Annotated in this window: 15 protein-coding genes and 1 tRNA gene; 12 read left to right on the forward strand and 4 right to left on the reverse strand. The window is 69.4% G+C overall.

What is annotated here, in order from left to right; genetic code table 11:
- Position 1 precedes the first annotated feature (1 nt).
- A complete protein-coding gene (locus tag LQ771_RS03025; RefSeq protein WP_231350932.1) occupies positions 2-268 on the forward strand; it encodes an acylphosphatase in 267 nt (88 codons plus the stop codon).
- A gap of 45 nt (positions 269-313) precedes the next feature.
- On the opposite strand, the gene LQ771_RS03030 is transcribed toward LQ771_RS03025, so the two are convergent.
- Entirely contained in the window at positions 314-2,461 is a 2,148-nt protein-coding gene (locus LQ771_RS03030; RefSeq protein ID WP_231350933.1) for an O-linked N-acetylglucosamine transferase, SPINDLY family protein, read from the reverse strand.
- Between the two features lie 60 nt (positions 2,462-2,521).
- Between LQ771_RS03030 and LQ771_RS03035 the strand changes: the two genes are divergently transcribed.
- Entirely contained in the window at positions 2,522-3,262 is a 741-nt protein-coding gene (locus tag LQ771_RS03035; protein WP_231350934.1) for a hypothetical protein, read from the forward strand.
- Complete coding sequence (locus tag LQ771_RS03040) at positions 3,259-4,794, forward strand: XVIPCD domain-containing protein (RefSeq protein WP_231350935.1); 1,536 nt, start codon at positions 3,259-3,261, stop codon at positions 4,792-4,794. Before LQ771_RS03035 ends, LQ771_RS03040 begins: the two co-directional genes overlap by 4 nt.
- Before the next feature lie 182 nt (positions 4,795-4,976).
- Here LQ771_RS03040 and prfA read toward each other — a convergent pair whose 3' ends face one another.
- The gene (prfA, locus tag LQ771_RS03045) at positions 4,977-6,053 is read right to left on the reverse strand and encodes a peptide chain release factor 1 (RefSeq protein ID WP_231350936.1); all 1,077 of its coding nucleotides are present in this window, start codon (positions 6,051-6,053) and stop codon (positions 4,977-4,979) included.
- A gap of 80 nt (positions 6,054-6,133) precedes the next feature.
- On the reverse strand, positions 6,134-7,399 hold the full coding sequence (gene hemA, locus LQ771_RS03050) for a glutamyl-tRNA reductase (protein WP_231350937.1): 1,266 nt from the start codon (positions 7,397-7,399) through the stop codon (positions 6,134-6,136).
- A 94-nt stretch (positions 7,400-7,493) separates the two neighbouring features.
- On the opposite strand from hemA, the gene LQ771_RS03055 reads away from it, so the two are divergent.
- The 9 genes from LQ771_RS03055 to LQ771_RS03095 all read left to right on the forward strand — a co-directional run bounded on the left by LQ771_RS03055 (position 7,494) and on the right by LQ771_RS03095 (position 15,600).
- Positions 7,494-9,242, forward strand: a complete 1,749-nt coding sequence (locus tag LQ771_RS03055) for a tetratricopeptide repeat protein (protein ID WP_231350938.1) — start codon at positions 7,494-7,496, stop codon at positions 9,240-9,242.
- Positions 9,239-9,868 (forward strand): lipoprotein insertase outer membrane protein LolB, encoded by a 630-nt coding sequence (lolB, locus tag LQ771_RS03060; RefSeq protein ID WP_231350939.1) that lies wholly within the window; start codon positions 9,239-9,241, stop codon positions 9,866-9,868. The genes LQ771_RS03055 and lolB overlap by 4 nt, the downstream gene beginning before the upstream one ends.
- 4 nt (positions 9,869-9,872) lie before the next feature.
- Positions 9,873-11,279 (forward strand): 4-(cytidine 5'-diphospho)-2-C-methyl-D-erythritol kinase, encoded by a 1,407-nt coding sequence (gene ispE, locus LQ771_RS03065; RefSeq protein WP_231350940.1) that lies wholly within the window; start codon positions 9,873-9,875, stop codon positions 11,277-11,279.
- 45 nt (positions 11,280-11,324) lie between these two features.
- Positions 11,325-11,401, forward strand: a tRNA-Gln gene (locus LQ771_RS03070).
- A 47-nt stretch (positions 11,402-11,448) separates the two neighbouring features.
- A complete protein-coding gene (locus tag LQ771_RS03075) occupies positions 11,449-12,387 on the forward strand; it encodes a ribose-phosphate diphosphokinase (RefSeq protein WP_231351838.1) in 939 nt (312 codons plus the stop codon).
- A gap of 165 nt (positions 12,388-12,552) precedes the next feature.
- Positions 12,553-13,203 carry a 50S ribosomal protein L25/general stress protein Ctc gene (locus LQ771_RS03080; protein ID WP_231350941.1) on the forward strand — a complete coding sequence of 217 codons (651 nt, stop codon included), beginning with the start codon at positions 12,553-12,555 and terminating at the stop codon, positions 13,201-13,203.
- Positions 13,204-13,256: 53 nt separating this feature from the next.
- On the forward strand, positions 13,257-13,853 hold the full coding sequence (gene pth, locus LQ771_RS03085) for an aminoacyl-tRNA hydrolase (RefSeq protein ID WP_231350942.1): 597 nt from the start codon (positions 13,257-13,259) through the stop codon (positions 13,851-13,853).
- A gap of 71 nt (positions 13,854-13,924) precedes the next feature.
- A complete protein-coding gene (gene ychF / locus LQ771_RS03090) occupies positions 13,925-15,016 on the forward strand; it encodes a redox-regulated ATPase YchF (RefSeq protein ID WP_231350943.1) in 1,092 nt (363 codons plus the stop codon).
- Positions 15,017-15,177: 161 nt separating this feature from the next.
- Positions 15,178-15,600, forward strand: a complete 423-nt coding sequence (locus tag LQ771_RS03095; RefSeq protein WP_231350944.1) for a hypothetical protein — start codon at positions 15,178-15,180, stop codon at positions 15,598-15,600.
- 60 nt (positions 15,601-15,660) lie between these two features.
- Here the strand turns inward: LQ771_RS03095 and LQ771_RS03100 are convergent, their stop codons facing one another.
- Positions 15,661-16,086: a DUF6491 family protein gene (locus tag LQ771_RS03100; protein WP_231350945.1), complete on the reverse strand. Its 426-nt coding sequence runs from the start codon at positions 16,084-16,086 to the stop codon at positions 15,661-15,663.
- Positions 16,087-16,266 lie beyond the last annotated feature (180 nt).

Consider the following 16,266-nt stretch of genomic DNA (forward strand, 5'->3'; position numbering starts at 1 on the left):
CATGGCGGTCGCGCGCTTCCTCGTCAGCGGCCGGGTGCAGGGCGTGTTCTATCGCGCCAGCACCCGTGACCAGGCGCGGCGGCTGGGCCTGACCGGCCACGCGTGCAACCTGCCGGACGGCTGCGTCGAAGTGCTCGCGTACGGTCCGGCCGAGGCGCTCGATGCTCTCGAGCGCTGGTTGTGGCAGGGGCCGCCAGCGGCGGAGGTGAGGAGTGTCGAGCGCACGCCTCTGGACGGCGAGGCGCCGCCTTTCTTCACTACCGCATGAATTGGCAGGCCGGTTAGGCCTGCGTTCCGAAGCCCGTGGCGAGGGTCAGAAGTCCAGATCGATCGGCGGCCGGCCAATGCGGTGGCGGGTACCGATCGTCTGCACCACCCGGCGGAAATCCGCGGCGAAACCCGCGATGTCGAACAGCGGCGAGTGCGGGCGAAGGTCGGCCAGTCGGGTGCGGATCATGTCGAGTGCAGCACGGTCGCGGCCCAGCCGCACGGCCGTCGCCGCGAAGGTGTCCGGATCGTCGGCCACCAGTTCGGGCAGATGGGCGTGGTGCAGCAGGCTGGCAGCCATGCGTCCCGCGAACGTGTCGCCGGCACAGGTCAGCAGCGGACAGCCGGCCGACAATGCGTCGATGGCGGTGATGCGGGCACCGCAGGGCAGGGTGTCCAGGCACAGGTCGACCAGTGCATAGCGTGCCAGGTAGTCCGCATGCGGCAGGTCGGGCAGGAAGGCCAGCCGTTCCGGCGATACCTCCAGCCCGGCAGCCCGGGCGCGCAGGCGCTGCTCCACGCCAGCGGGCCCGGCGCGCAGCCACAGCACGCTGCCCGGTACCTCGCGCAGGATGTGCATGAAGCGGGCGAACGTCTCCGGGCCGATCGTGGCGGTGGCGTTGAAACAGGCGAACACCATGCCCGTGGCGGGCAGGCCGCATTCGCCGCGCGTGGGCGGCGGCGCCATCGCGCAGCCCTCGAGCGGCAGGAAGCAGCGCGGCAGGGAAAGCACTTTTTCGCTGTAGCCCTCGCGGTGCGATGGCGGCAGCGCGACGGTGTCGGCCAGGATGTAGTCGATCCAGGGCGCGCCGGCGGTGCCCGGGTACGCCAGCCAGCTCACCTGCACGGGTGCGGGGCGCAATGCCAGGATGTCCGCGTTGGTGTGTGCACCGTAGCCGGTGAGATCGAACAACACTTCGATGCCCTGCGCGTGGATGCGCTCGGCCACCTGCGGTGGCGGCAACGCCTCGACTGCGTGCAACGGCGCCGCCGCGGCCAGGCGCTGGCGAACCACGCTGCCGTCCTCGGCGTTGGTGGCGAACAGGTGCAACTCCAGTCCGCCCAGGCCGGCCAGCGCATCGATCAGTCCGGCCACGGTGCGGCCGATCGGGTGGTCGCCGATGCCGTCGGAAAGCAGGCCGGCGCGAATGGGTGCATCCGGTGCGGGCCGGGGAGGGGTGAAGGCGAGCTTCTGCCGCAAAGGCGCCAGGTGATGCTCGATGGTGCGGGTGAAGGTCTCCATCGCCTTGCGCTGGAGCACGCGGTCGAACGGCTCCAGCGGCAGCACGAAGGGCACGATGCCGGGTTGCCCGGTCTCGATCGCTTCGCGCAGGCGCGTGGTCAACGACGCCTGCTCGCGCCAGTCTGCCAGCCGTCGCCGCAGGCCGGCGAGCCGGCTGAGCGCGGCGCCGGAGTGTGGCGCCAGTCGCAATGCGCGCGCATACGCCTCGGCCGCCTCGGCCAGCCGGCCGGATATCTCGAGCATCCGTGCAGCCTGGAAGGCGTGGCGCGGTTCGCGTGGCGCCAGCCGCTCGGCCTCCAGCCAGGCACTGGCGGCATCCGCGCTGTGGCCCTGCGCCTGCAACGCGTGCCCGAGCAGGGCGTGGGCAGCATCCAGGCGCGGCGCAAGTTTCAGCGCCTCGCGCACGTGCGCCAGGGCCTGCCCGGCGTCGCCCACCTCGAGCTCGACCTCGGCGAGGTTGAGGCGCAGGCCAGGGTGCCGTGGTGCCGCGCGCAGCGCCTGGGCGAAGGTCTCGCGCGCTTCCTCGTGGCGTGCGGCGATCCTCAGCGCCACGCCGAGCATCTGCAGAACGGCCGGGTGACCGGGCTTGCGCGCCAGGGTGGCATGCAGCCGTTCGATGGCGGCCTCGGGGCGACCGTCCTCCAGCGCCACGTTGGCAAGGTTGCACTGCACTTCGATGCTGTCCGGCGCAAGCTCCGCGGCGCGGTGCAGGGCGCTCAGGCCGTCGTTGCGGCGACCCAGTTGCAGCAGTGCGATGCCGTGCAGCCGGACCAGCTCGCCGGACAGCGGGAAGTCGCGGCGCCCGCGTGCGGCAAGCTCTTCGGCCTCCCGGCTGGCGCCCTGGCGAAGCAGATGCGTCAGGCGGTCGAGCAGGGCTTCCAGCGCGGCGCGCGCATTCGCCGGCATGGCGCTCTTGCCGTCGGCAGAGCCACCCGGAAAACCTGTCGTCATCGCCATCGTTTCCCCAAGCCTGCTACGCTGGCCTGCACTGCCGCTACCCGCAAGGATGCCATGGTCGCCAGTCCAATGGAAAAGCGTCCGCTCGCCTCCATTCGAGGCAACAAGCGCCTGCCGTCCGTGCCCGGCGAGGATGCGCCTCCCGACAGCTTCGCTCCCGAACCATGCAGACCCGCCGCCCGCCGCCGGGCTTCGACCGTGCGCCGCTGTGCCGCGACGATCCTGGTCGCGGGACTCGCCACTCTTCCTGCCGCCTGCTCATCGCCCATGGACGACATCAAGCTCAATCCGCATCCGGTCCAGCGCTATGAACTGATCGCCACGGTCGACGCTCCCGGCGAGTTCGATTCGGTCGAGGGCTACCTGTCCTACGACGTGACCAACGTGGAGTGCGTGCCGAAGAATCCGGTCGAAGGTGCGCGCAACGTTCCCAACACGAGCCGGTCGTTCGTGATGATCCGCGTGGATGCGCATACGTGGAAGGGAAGCTTCTACAGGGACCTGTTGCAGGACGAGGATTACTTCGGGCTGGGTGTCTGTCACTGGGACATCGGCACCGTGAGTCCCGGGTTCGTCGTCCACGGGCAAACCTTCGGCCCGGGGCTGATGTTGCCGGCGATGCTGAGCGACCAACCTTTCAGTCGCTATTTCAGCAAAAGCGATTACCTCAATCGTTCCAACAACGATGCGAATGCCGGCGTGGCCCTGGAAAGGACTATCCATGACGAGGAAGTCAGGAAACATCCAGAGCGCTTCTTTCTGATCGAGGTCAGGATCTCGAAGGTTGCGCCATGAGGCTGACCAGCGCGGACTATGCCTGGGCGGCGAAGGATTCCTACCGCAATCTTGATCCCTCTCGCATAGGCGAGAAGGACGTTGAGCTCAACGGCCATCCGTACAAGGCGTTTGCCTATGTCGAAAGCGCCTCTGGATTCCATGCTACGGCCTATCGCCAGCTGGAACCGCCCTATGGCGTCGTGATCGCCTATCGCGGCACCGACACGGACTTCAAGAATCACGCACTGACGGGCGTACAGGATGTCGCGGTCGATACGATCATGGTGGGCGATCGTTTCAACCCGCAGGAAGCCGACGCACGCCACTTCACGCAAGTGGTGCTGGAAAAGGCGGCCAGGCAAGGTATCCGGCGCGACCTCATAACGGTCACCGGCCATTCCATGGGCGGCACGCTGGCGCAGATCGAGGCATGGCGCTTCGGCCTGCGCGGGGAAACCTTCAACGCCTATGGCGCGGTGGAACTGGGCATCGGCGTGCCCGAGGGCGGCAGCCAGGTGATCGACCACGTCCTTGCCGCCGATCCGGTAAGCGCCTGCAGCCGCCATTTCGGGAAGCTCCGCGTCTATGCCACGGCGGCGGATGTGCAAGGCCTGCGCGAAGCCGGCTACCTCGACGGGCAGCATGGCCTCGGACGGGCGCTTTCCGCGCTGCGTCTGGGCGACCACGGCATCGACAACTTCGCGCCCGACCGGGGCGACTCCGTGCTGACGGCCGCCAACGAAGCACGCGCCGACCGCTACGCCGGGGCCATCGCCGCTTTCCGGCGGGATGCGTGGGCGACGCGCGCCGGCCTGCATGCCTCGACCACGATGCCCTGGTCGGCGCCCTGGGGCCTGGCGCGCATGACCGAGGCGATCGAGGCCGGATCGGTGACGGTGTTGCGCACGAGGGCCGGGGTCGAGCGGCTGGGCCATGCCGTGGCGCACCAGGCCGATCGGGCATGGGACGCGGCACGGGGACCGCGCGAGGCGGTGGCGCAGGCGGCTGCCGGCGCGCTGCGGCGACTGGATCGGGGCTGGGCCGGCCTGACGCCAGGTCACGCCAGTGTCCCGGCGCATCGGCTTGCCGCACGGGCGGCGGCTTCCGACTCGTATCCCGCCCCGGCCAGCGGCGTGGCGACACCTTGGACGCCGGCGATGCCGGTGACGCCGCTGCTCGGAGATCCCGACCATCCTGCCAGCGGCCTGTACGTCCAGGCGCTGGATGCGGTCAGGCGCATGGAAGCCCGCCACGGCCTGCCGGGCGGTCCGCACAGCGAGCGCGTGGCCGGCGCGCTGGTGGTGGCGGCCCGGCGCGACGGCCTGCAACGGATCGACCATGCGGAGCCCTCGGCGGATCGCGCCAGGGTCATCGCCGTGCAGGGCGAGCGGCACGGCCCGTCTCGCCGGCTCGCGGCGATCGATACGGCGCTGGCGGCGGGGATGCCGCTCGAACGCAGCAGCGCCGCGGCACTCGCGGCGCAGGAACCCGTTCCTGGCGAGGCTCCGCCGATGGCCGCCCCGGCGATCGCGCACGCCCCGGTTCGTTGAAGGGGACCTCGAATACATCCAGGGGCGCCGTTCCCGCGAACGCGGGAATCCATCCTGACCACCGCCGGACGGCACCCGGGTTCCCGCGTCGCGGGAACGGCGCCAGGGAGCTGCTCGGGTGCCCTTGAGGCAGTGCGGCAGCCGGCCGGGGCGTGGTGCCTGCGGCGTCCGCGCCAGGCCGGTTACGAGGCGAGGTTCTTCAGCTCGTCGGCCTGGTGCTCGCGGGTGAGCGTATCGACCAGCTCGTCCAGGTCGCCCGCCAGCACCTCGGGCAGGCGGTAGAGCGTGAGGTTGACGCGGTGGTCGGTGATGCGGCCCTGCGGGAAGTTGTAGGTGCGGATGCGCTGGCTGCGGTCACCCGAGCCCACCTGCAGGCGGCGCTCCTGTGCCTGCGCGGCGGCCTGTTTGCTCTGCGCCTCGTCGAGCAGGCGCGCCTTCAGCAGCGACAGCGCGCGGGCGCGGTTCTTGTGCTGGCTGCGTTCGTCCTGGCACTCGACCACGATGCCGGTGGGCAGGTGCGTGATGCGGATGGCCGAGTCGGTCTTGTTGACGTGCTGGCCACCCGCGCCGGAAGCGCGGAAGGTGTCGGTCTTCAGGTCGGCCGGGTTGATCTCGATGTCGTCGATCTCGTCCATCTCGGGCAGGATCGCGACGGTCGCGGCCGAGGTGTGGATGCGCCCCTGCGATTCGGTTTCCGGTACGCGCTGCACGCGGTGGGTGCCCGATTCGAACTTCAGCCGCGAGTACGCGCCCTTGCCCTCGATGCGCGCGACGATCTCCTTGTAGCCGCCGTGTTCGCCGGGGCTTTCGCTCAGCACTTCCACGTGCCAGCGGCGGCGCTCGGCATAGCGTGCGTACATGCGGAACAGATCGCCGGCGAACAGCGCGGCCTCGTCGCCGCCGGTGCCCGCGCGTACTTCCAGGAACAGGTTGGCCTCGTCGCGCGGGTCTTTCGGGAGCAGAAGGATCTGCAACTGCCCGTCCAGTTCCGCCAGGCGCTTTTCCAGGCGCTCGATGTCGTCGGCGGCCATCTCGCGCAGCTCCGGGTCGGCCAGCATGGCGCGCGTCTCGGCCAGCTCCCGCTCGGCCCCGTCGTGCTCGCGCAGCGCGGCGGCGACCGGCTCGATCTGCGCGTACTCGCGCGACAGCTCGCGGAAGCGGGTGGCATCGGCAAGCACGTCCGGCTGGGCGAGCAGCAGGCCGATCTCCTCGTGGCGCTCGGCCAGGGACTCGAGTTTGCGGCGGATCGATGGGGTCATGGGCAACCAGGGTGGCACGGGAGGGAAGCGACCGGCATGCGCCGGCTCAGGAGGCGGGATGCGGCAGCCAGCCGCCCTCGCTACTCGTCCCTCGACTCGGGCTCGCCGTACAGCCGCCCGGCCGCGTGCAGCAGGTCCAGGTCGCCGTTGAGCGCTGCCTCGCGCAGGCGCGCGCTGGGGTGGTGCAGCAGCTTGTTGGTCAGCGTGTTGGCGAGAAACGCCAGTGCCTCGTCGGGCGACTTGCCGCGGGCCAGCATCGCCTGGGCCTTGAGCAGCACCTCGTCGCGATAACGCTCGGCGTGCTGGCGCAGGTCGATCGCCGGATTGCGCAGGGTCAGCGCGCGGCGCCAGGCCATGTAGCGGTCGACCTGCAGGTCGATGATCGTCTCGGCCTCGCGCGCCGCGGCCTCGCGCGAGCGGCGGTTCCCGTCGATGACCTGCTGCAGGTCGTCGATACCGTACAGGTAGACGTCCTCCAGCGAGGCGACCGCCGGATCGATGTCGCGCGGTACGGCGATGTCGACCATGAACATGGGCTTGCGCTTGCGCGCCGCCACCGCCCGCTCGACCAGCGGCCGGGTCACCACCGGCTGGCGCGCGGCGGTGGAGGAAATGACGATATCCGCTTCGGCCAGATGCTGCGGCAGGTCGGCCAGTGCGACGGCGTAGCCGCCGTAGCGGCCGGCCAGCTCCTGCGCATTCTCCAGCGTGCGGTTGGCCACGATCAGGCGGCTGACCTGCTTGTCCACCAGGTGGCGGGCGGCCAGCTCGATGGTGTCACCGGCGCCGATCAGCAGCACGCAGGCCTGCTTGAGGTCGGCGAACACCTGCTCGGCCAGCCGCACGGCAGTGAAGGCCACCGAGACGGTATGCGCGCCGATACGGGTGTCGGTACGCACGCGCTTGGCGACGGCAAAGGTGTGCTGCAGCAGGCGGTCCAGTGGCGCACCGAGCGCCCGTGCGTCGCGCGCGAGCTGATAGGCGTCCTTCACCTGGCCCAGGATCTGCGGCTCGCCCAGCACCATCGAGTCCAGTCCGGTGGCCACGCGGAACATGTGGCGCACCGCTGCATCCTCGTCATGCCGATAGAGGAACTCGTCCAGCTTGCCAGGGGTCAAGTGATGGTGGCGATTGAGCCACGCCTGCGGCGCCTGCTCGGCACCGGTGGCCACGCCGACGTACAGCTCGGTGCGGTTGCAGGTGGATAGGATCAGCGCTTCCTCCACGCCGGGCTCGGCCCTCAGTTCGCGCAGCGCTTCGCTGGCGGCGTCCGCATCGAACGCCACCTGTTCGCGCAGGCTGACCGGCGCGGTGAGGTGATTGAGCCCGAGGGCGATCAGCGGCATGGCGTGGAATGCGAATTGGCGACGGGGTATCCGCGGCGGCGTAGGCTAAGCTTTCGGTACCGGAGAGGCGGGTACTGCCGGAACGGACCAATGGATGAGGACTAGTGTGCTGAGCGTGAAGGGCAAGTTCAAGCAACTGCGGCATTTTGCAGGCATCACCAGCTGTGCGCTGGGCCTGGCCGCGTGCGCCGGCCTGCCCGCGGGCAAGGCACCCGTGCCTGCCCCGAAGCAGCCGCTGGACCGGCTCACCGTGGTGACGCCGGACGAGCAGCACGACCTGCTGGCGCAACTGCTGGCCGGCGAAATGGCGCTGACCCGTAACGACCTCAAGGGTGCCTCGGCCCGCTACATGCAGGCGATGGCGCTGTCGAACGACCCCGCGGTGGCCCAGCGGGCCGCGGAGCTGGCCCTGGCGATCCGCGACACGGCCGCCGCGGCGCACGCGATCGACCGTTGGCAGGCGCTCGGCGCCAGCCCGGCGGACCTGGCCCAGGCACGCGCCGAACTGACGCTGTCCACCGGCGACACCGCGGGTGCGCGCGAGCAGCTGGAGCGCCTGGTCGGTAGCGGCGACCCGCATGCCTGGCGCCGCTTCGGCCGTGCTCTGATCGGCGCCCGTGACCCGGCGCAGGCCGCCCAGTTGCTGGAAGCCCTGGCCACGCCCGAGCGGCTGCCGGCCGACCCGCAGGCCTGGCTGGCGATGAGCGAGCTGGGCGAGAAGCTGGATCGGCCCAGGTATGCCATGCAGATCGCCGACGCTGCGGTGGCGCGCTTCCACGACACCGAAACCTACGCCTGGGCGGCGCAGATGAAGTTCAAGTCCGGCGACAAGAATGCCGCCAGCGCGCTGCTCAGGCAGGCGCTGGCGCGTTCGCCGGACAACGTTCGCCTGCGCCTGACCTACGCCAGCCTGCTCAGCCAGGGCGGCGACTACCAGGCCGCCGCGAAGCTGCTGGACAACGGCCCGCAGAGCGCCGAAACCTATGCCCTGCGCGCCGGACTGGCGGCGCAGGCGCACGACAGGAAAGCCATCGCCAGGCTCTACCGTGAGCTCAGGCAGGCCCCGGCCAGTGTGCGCGAAAGCAGCGCGTTCCTGCTCGGCCAGCTGGCCGAGATGCAGGACCGCAACGCCGAGGCGCTGGAGTGGTACGACCAGGTCGGCGACGACGACCCGCACGCTTTCGACGCCGACCTGCGCAGTGCGGTGATCCTGCACACCCAGGGCAAGGTGGACGACGCCCATGCGCTGCTGGAGCAGCTGGAAACCGCCTACCTCGACCAGCCCGAGGAGCTGCGCCGCGCCTGGCAGGCCGACGCCGAGCTGTACATGCGCGAGGAGCACTACGCGCAAGCCGCCAGGGCCTACGACCATGCGCTGCAGGTGCTGCCGGACGACCCCGGCCTGCTCTACGGTCGCGGCCTGGCCTATGCCGAGGCGGGCGATATCGACCGCGCGGTGGCGGACTTCCGCCACCTGCTCAAGCTCAAGCCGGACGACATCGATGCCAGCAACGCGCTGGGCTACACGCTCGCCGACGCTGGCCGCGACCTGCCCGAGGCAACCAGACTGATCGAAGCCGCCCGCGCGGCCAAGCCGCACGATCCGGCGATCGCAGACTCCTGGGGCTGGCTGCAGTACCGCCTGGGCCACCTCGACGAGGCTGCACGCACCCTGCGCCAGGCCTGGAGCGCCGCGAAGGACGCCGACGTTGGCGTACACCTGGGCGAGGTGCTGTGGAAGCTCGGCAAGCGCCAGGACGCCCGGCTGGTGTTCGACCAGGTCCGCAAGATCGACCCGCGCAACGCCAACCTGCGCGACACCCTGCGGCGCCTCGAGCCATGAGGCGCCTCCTTTTCCTGGGGGCGGCAGCCAGCCTGCTGCTGGCCGCCTGTGCGCCCGTGCCGGTGCGCAGGCCGGCCGACGAGGCCGCGCTTGCCGCGCAGGCCGCGCGCGAGCGTCAACTCTCGGGCGCGGACCAGTGGATGCTGGAAGGCCACCTGGCCGTGTCCGACGGCCACGATGGCGGCAGCGGCAGCCTGCGCTGGACGCAGGACGGCGAGCGCTACGACTTCGAACTGCGCGCGCCGATCACCGGCAAGAGCTTCCGCCTGAGCGGCGGCCCGGACGGAGCCCTGCTCGAAGGCATCGAGGGCGGACCGCTTCGCGGCTCCGACGCCGAGACGCTGATGCGCAAGGCGTTGGGCTGGGAAGTGCCGCTGGATGATCTGCGCGCCTGGGTTCTCGGCCTGCGCGCGACCGGCGCCCCCGCGCAACTGCGTTTCGGCGAACACGACCTGCCGTCGTTGATCGTGCAGGACGGCTGGACGGTGGATTACCGTGCGTGGGACCAGGCGCAGCAGCCGCCGTTGCCGCAGAAGGTGTTCGCCAGTCGCCCCCCCTACAAGGTCAAGCTGTCGATCGACAGCTTCCGGCTCGGCCCGGCGCCTTGCGCCGATTGCGGGCGCTGACGCCATGGCAGTGACGATCGCGCGTGCCATGGCCGCGCAGGTGCCCGCGTTGTGCGCGATCGAGCGCGCCGCGCTGGAACTGTTCCGCGCCCACCGTGCGTGGCAGGCCTACGCGGGCATGGCGATTCCGCCCGAGTTGCTCGATGCGGCGGTTGCGCGCGGCCTGGTCTGGGTAGCGCTCGAAGCGGGCGCGCCGGTCGGTTTCGTGTGGCTGCAGGACGGAATGGCCGGGGACGCCATCGAAATCGCCGAGATCGACGTGCTGCCGTCGCACGGTCGCCGCGGGATCGGCGCCGCACTGCTCGAACACGCCTGTGCCTGGGCGCGCGAGGCGGGTTACGGTCGCGTCGACCTGGGTACGCTGGCGGATGTGCCGTGGAATGCGCCGTTCTACGCCAGGCACGGCTTCGTCACGGTGGACGAGGCGGACCCGGCGTTCGCCCGCGCCCGCGAGCGCGACCGCGAAAACGGGTTTCCCGATTCCCTGCGCGTGTTCATGTCGCGCGCGCTTGCCGCGCCCGCTCGCGACGAATGGACCGCCTGGCCCGCCCCGGCCAAGCTCAACCTGTTCCTGCGCATCGTCGGCCGCCGTGCGGACGGCTATCACGACCTGCAGACCGTATTCCGCCTGCTCGACTGGGGCGATGAGCTGCGCGTGCGCGTGCGACCCGACGCCGCCATCGTGCGCGTGAACGACGTTCGCGGCGTTCCGGCCGAGGCCGACCTGGTGGTACGCGCCGCGCGCTTGCTGCAGGCGGAAACCGGCGTGGCGACGGGGGCCGAGATCGCCGTGGACAAGCGCATCCCGATGGGGGGCGGCCTCGGCGGCGGCAGCTCCGACGCTGCCACCACGCTGGTTGCGCTCAACCACCTGTGGGCCTGCGGCCTGGATGAGGACGCGCTGGCCGACCTGGCGCACCGGCTGGGCGCCGACGTGCCGGTGTTCGTGCGTGGCCGCTCGGCCTGGGCCGAGGGCGTGGGCGAGCGGCTTACCCCCGTCGCGCTGCCACGGCGCTGGTACGTGGTGCTTGACCCGGGCGAACACGTGCCCACCGCGGCCTTGTTTCAAGCGTCTGAATTGACACGAAATGCACCGCCGGCGACAATTTCGTCCTTTGCTTCCGGCGAAACGGCGGAAAACGCGTTCGAGCCGGTCGTGCGCGCGCGACACCCGAAGGTGGCCGCGGCGCTGGACTGGCTCTCGCATTTCGGCCGCGCCCGGCTTTCCGGCAGCGGCGGGTGCGTTTTCCTGGAAGCCGCCTCGCTCGCGCAGGCGCGCCGGGTGGTGCGTGAGTGTCCTCCGGCATTCGCGGCACAACTTGCCGCGGGGCTGGAGGTTTCGCCCCTGCATCGGGTCCTCGCGCGCCATCGCGCGAGGATCGTGGCGCCGGGGCAGCCGTTACGGGCTTGAAAATGCACGACAGGCGGTCAGGACGACGGTCTGCCAACGAAACACTGGGGCGTCGCCAAGCTGGTTAAGGCACGGGATTTTGATTCCCGCATGCGCAGGTTCGAATCCTGCCGCCCCAGCCATTCACGAATGGCTCTTTGAGGAATCCCACGTGGACACGTCCACCCCGATGCTCTTCACCGGCAATGCCCACCGCGCCCTGGCCGAGGACGTCGCGCAGCGACTCGGCGTGCCCTTGGGCAAGGCGCTGGTCGGCAAGTTCAGCGACGGCGAAGTGCAGATCGAGATCGAGGAGAACGTCCGCAAGCAGGAAGTGTTCGTGCTGCAGCCGACCGGCGCGCCGAGCGCGGAGAACCTGATCGAGATGCTCGCCCTGGTCGATGCGCTCAAGCGCGCCTCGGCCGACAGCGTCACCGCGGTGATGCCGTACTTCGGCTACGCCCGCCAGGATCGCCGCCCGCGCTCGGCGCGCGTGCCGATCACCGCCAAGATGGTGGCCACCCTGATCGGTACTGCCGGCGTCGACCGCGTGCTCACGGTCGACCTGCACGCCGACCAGATCCAGGGCTTCTTCGACATCCCGGTCGACAACGTCTACGCCTCGCCGATCCTGCTGGCGGACATCTGGCGCAACCACTCGATGGACGACCTGATCGTGGTCAGCCCCGACGTCGGCGGCGTGGTGCGCGCCCGCGCGATCGCCAAGCGGCTGGACGATGCGGACCTGGCGATCATCGACAAGCGCCGTCCGAAGGCCAACGTCGCCACGGTGATGAACATCATCGGCGAGGTCGACGGCAAGACGTGCGTGCTGGTCGACGACATCGTCGACACCGCCGGTACCCTGTGCGCCGCGGCCGCGGCCCTGAAGGAGCGCGGCGCGCGCAAGGTCGTCGCCTACTGCGTGCACCCGGTGCTCTCGGGCGCGGCGATCGGCAACATCGAGAACTCCCAGCTCGACCAGCTGGTGGTCACCAACACGCTGCCGCTGCGCCCCGAGGCGCAGAGTTGCGGCAAGATCCGCCAGCTCTCGGTCGCCGAGCTGCTGGCCGAGACCATTCGCCGCATCGCTTTCGGCGAGTCGGTGAGTTCGCTTTACGTGGATTGATTCAGCGGGATTCGGGTTGGGAGATTCGGGATTCGGCGACTGCAGTGCAGCTTTTCCGAATCTCGAATCCCGTCTCCCGGATCCCGATCCCAGGACTTCCCTGGTCGCGGGGAAGTCATCTGTCCGCCGCGAGGCGGACAAACGCAACCTAAGGTAGTGACAACAATGGCCCAGACTCATGAAATCAAGGCCCAGAGCCGCAACGACGAGGGGAAAGGTGCGAGCCGCCGCCTGCGTCGTGCCGCGATGGTGCCTGCCGTCGTCTACGGCGCGAACCAGCCGCCGCAGAGCATCCAGATCGAGCACAACACCATCCTGCTCGCCGCCAAGAACGAGTGGTTCTTCTCCTCGATCCTCGACCTGAACGTCGACGGCAAGGTGCAGAAGGTGCTGGTGCGCGACTGGCAGAAGCATCCGTTCAAGCAGCAGATGCTGCACATGGACTTCCTGCGCGTGAACGAGAACGAAGCGATCCGCGTGAACGTGCCGCTGCACTTCCTCAACCAGGAGAAGTCCCCGGCCGGCAAGACCTCCGGCGTGGTGATCTCGCACAACCTGACGGAAGTGGAAGTGTCCTGCCTGCCGGGCAACCTGCCGGAGTTCATCGAACTCGACCTGGTCGATCTCAAGCCCGGTGACATCGTGCACCTGTCGCAGGTCAAGCTGCCCAAGGGCGTGAGCCTGTCGGCGCTGAGCCTGGGCGCGGACCACGACATCGCCGTGGTCACCGCCAATGCGGTGAAGGAAGAGGCCGAGCCGGCCGCCGAGGCCGCCGCGGCGCCGGAAGGCGAAGCCAAGCCCGCCGAGAAGAAGTAAGCGAAGTCCGGGCCTCCCGCTCCGCGCGGGAGGCCCGGCCATCGGCTCAAGGCATGGCTGGACTCAAGCTCATCGTCGGCCTGGGCAACCCCGGCGCCGAATATCTCCGGACCCGGCACAATGCCGGGTTCTGGTTTGTGGACGCACTGGCTTCGGGCCAGGGCGAGCGTTTCGCCTTCGACGGCAAGCTGCACGGCGAAGCCTGCCGCGTGCGCATCGGCGGCGACAGCGTGTGGCTGCTCAAGCCCTCCACGTTCATGAACAAGAGCGGCATCGCGGTTGCCTCCGCGCTGCGCTACTACAGGATCCAGGCCGACGAGTGCCTGGTGGCGCACGACGAGCTGGATCTCCCGGCAGGCACCGTGCGGATGAAATTCGACGGCGGCCACGGTGGCCAGAACGGCCTGCGCGACACCATCCAGCATCTCGGCCACGGCAAGTTCCACCGCTTGCGCATCGGCATCGGCCACCCGGGCCACAGGGACAAGGTCACGCCCTGGGTGCTCGGCAAGCCTTCCGCGCAGGACGAGGACGCGATCCTCGACGGCATCGCCCGCGCACTCGACGTGCTGCCGCTGGCGGTCGGTGGGCAGTTCGACAAGGCGATGCAGCAGTTGCATACACAGACGGGAATAGGGAATCGGGAATAGAGAATCGTTTACGCGGCTCTTCCCGGTTTTTCCCATTCCCTATTCCCCATTCCCTATTCCCGGATCAAACCATGGGCATCAAATGCGGCATCGTCGGCCTGCCCAACGTCGGCAAGTCCACCCTGTTCAATGCACTGACCAAGGCCGGCATCGCCGCGGCCAACTTCCCGTTCTGCACGATCGAGCCGAACGTGGGCGTGGTGCCAGTCCCGGATGAGCGCCTCAATGCGCTGGCCGCAATCGTCAATCCGCAGAAGGTGGTTCCCACCGCGGTCGAGTTCGTCGACATCGCCGGCCTGGTCGCCGGCGCGTCCAAGGGCGAGGGCCTGGGCAACAAGTTCCTGGCGCACATCCGCGAGGTCGACGCGATCGCCCATGTGGTGCGCTGCTTCGAGCACAGCGACATCGTGCACGTGGCCGGCAAGGTCGATCCGATCGCCGACATCGAGACGATCGATACCGAACTGGCGCTGGCCGATCTCGATTCGGTCGAGAAGGCGCTCAACCGCGCCGAGCGCGCGGCCAAGGCCAACGACAAGGAAGCGATGGCGAAGAAGCCGGTACTGCAGAAGCTTGCCGCGGCGCTGAACGAAGGCAGGTCGGCGCGCAGCGTCGGGCTGGACGAGGAGGAGCGCGCGCTGGTGCGCGACCTGTTCCTGCTCACGCTGAAGCCGCTGATGTACATCGCCAACGTGCGCGAGGACGGCTTCGAGAACAATCCGCACCTGGACGCCGTGCGCACGCGCGCCGCGACCGAGGGCGCCGAGGTGGTGCCGGTGTGCGCGGCGATCGAGGAGGAAATGGCCCAGCTGGAGGACGCCGACCGCGACGAGTTCCTCAGGGACCTGGGGCTGGACGAGCCGGGCCTGAACCGCGTCATCCGCGCCGGCTACAAGCTGCTCAATCTGCAGACCTACTTCACCGCCGGCGTCAAGGAAGTGCGCGCCTGGACGGTCAAGAAGGGCGCCACCGCCCCGCAGGCGGCCGGCGTGATCCACACCGATTTCGAGCGTGGCTTCATCCGCGCCGAGACCGTCTCCTACGATGACTTCATCCAGTACAAGGGCGAGGCCGGCGCCGCGGCGGCTGGCCGGCTGCGCAAGGAAGGCAAGGACTACCTCGTCAAGGACGGCGACGTCCTGCACTTCCTGTTCAACGTCTGAAGCCGCGTGGTGGTGTCCCTGGGCGAATCCGGGCGCTGCCGCGAAATCCGGTAGCGTCGATGCGGGCGCCGGCCGCGGATTTGCGATCGCTTAAGTGCCTATTAAGCGCGCCGACCGGAGCATCGTCGCGAAGGGCGCTGTCGCCTGACGGAGGCATAGGTATGACCAGGCATTGGTTCGGAAAACCCGCGTTGGCCATGGCGGCCCTGCTGATGGCATCGGCCGTGGCGCTGCCGACCGGCGCATCGGCGCATGACAGGTACGAGCGAGGCTGGCACGGTGGCCGTCATTACGACCGGGGCTGGCATGACCGTGGCCGCTACGACCATCACTACCGCTACGACCGTGGCCACTGGAGCGGTGGCCGCTGGGTGGCCGGCGCGATCGTCGCCGGTGCCGTGATCGGCCTGGTGGACGATGCGCTCAGGCCGCCGCCGCGCGTCGTCTACGAGCGGCCGGTCTATCGCCGACCGGTGCGGGTGGTCTACGAGGAGCCGGTGGTGACCCGCCGTGTGGTGGAAACGCGAACGGTCTACGTCGAGCAGGCGCCACCCACCCGCTACGTCGGCTACTACGGCGACTGACGTTGCATCGATCGAACAAAAAAAGCCCGGCAACGCCGGGCTTTTTTTCGCCCGCGACCGTCATCCGGCAGGCGGCAGCTCCGCGCCGCTGCCATGGCGCGCGGCATGCTCGCGCATCCGCTCGAACGTCGCCGTGTCGATCGTCTCCACCGAGGAGATCGCGCATGCGGGCTGGTCGCGGGCGCTGACCGTCTCGCCGACCTCCCCGCAGATGCGACCACCGCCTACCGCCTTGCCGGATTCGCTGGCATGGAGCACGAAGCCCGGCACGCCGATCCCCAGGCGCGGGCAATCGGCTTTCAGATGCACCACGTAGCGGTATGGGACGGTGCGCACCAGTGCGGTGCGTGCGTCGACGACGTGCCACTCGTTGATCTTGTCGGTCTGGATGCATCGGGCGTACTGCAGCCCGCTGCCGGAGGGGCCGGCGGCGAAGGCCGCGGGACTTGCGATGGCGAGCAACAGCAGGAGCGACAGGGATTTCATGGCATCACCTCGCGGGGAGGACGCTCGTGGGTCGGGACGCGTGCCAGCATCGCGCGCCGGCGCGGACGGCGCCAGTGTTGTGGTGTCAGCAATTTGCCATCGCCCGATCACACCTATTGAACGTGGGCTGCGCCATGCTTGGAGGATGCCAACGGTTCGATCGGTCCGGCGGTGCGGCGG

The sequence above is a fragment of the Frateuria soli genome (assembly GCF_021117385.1).
Classification (GTDB): domain Bacteria; phylum Pseudomonadota; class Gammaproteobacteria; order Xanthomonadales; family Rhodanobacteraceae; genus Frateuria_A; species Frateuria_A soli.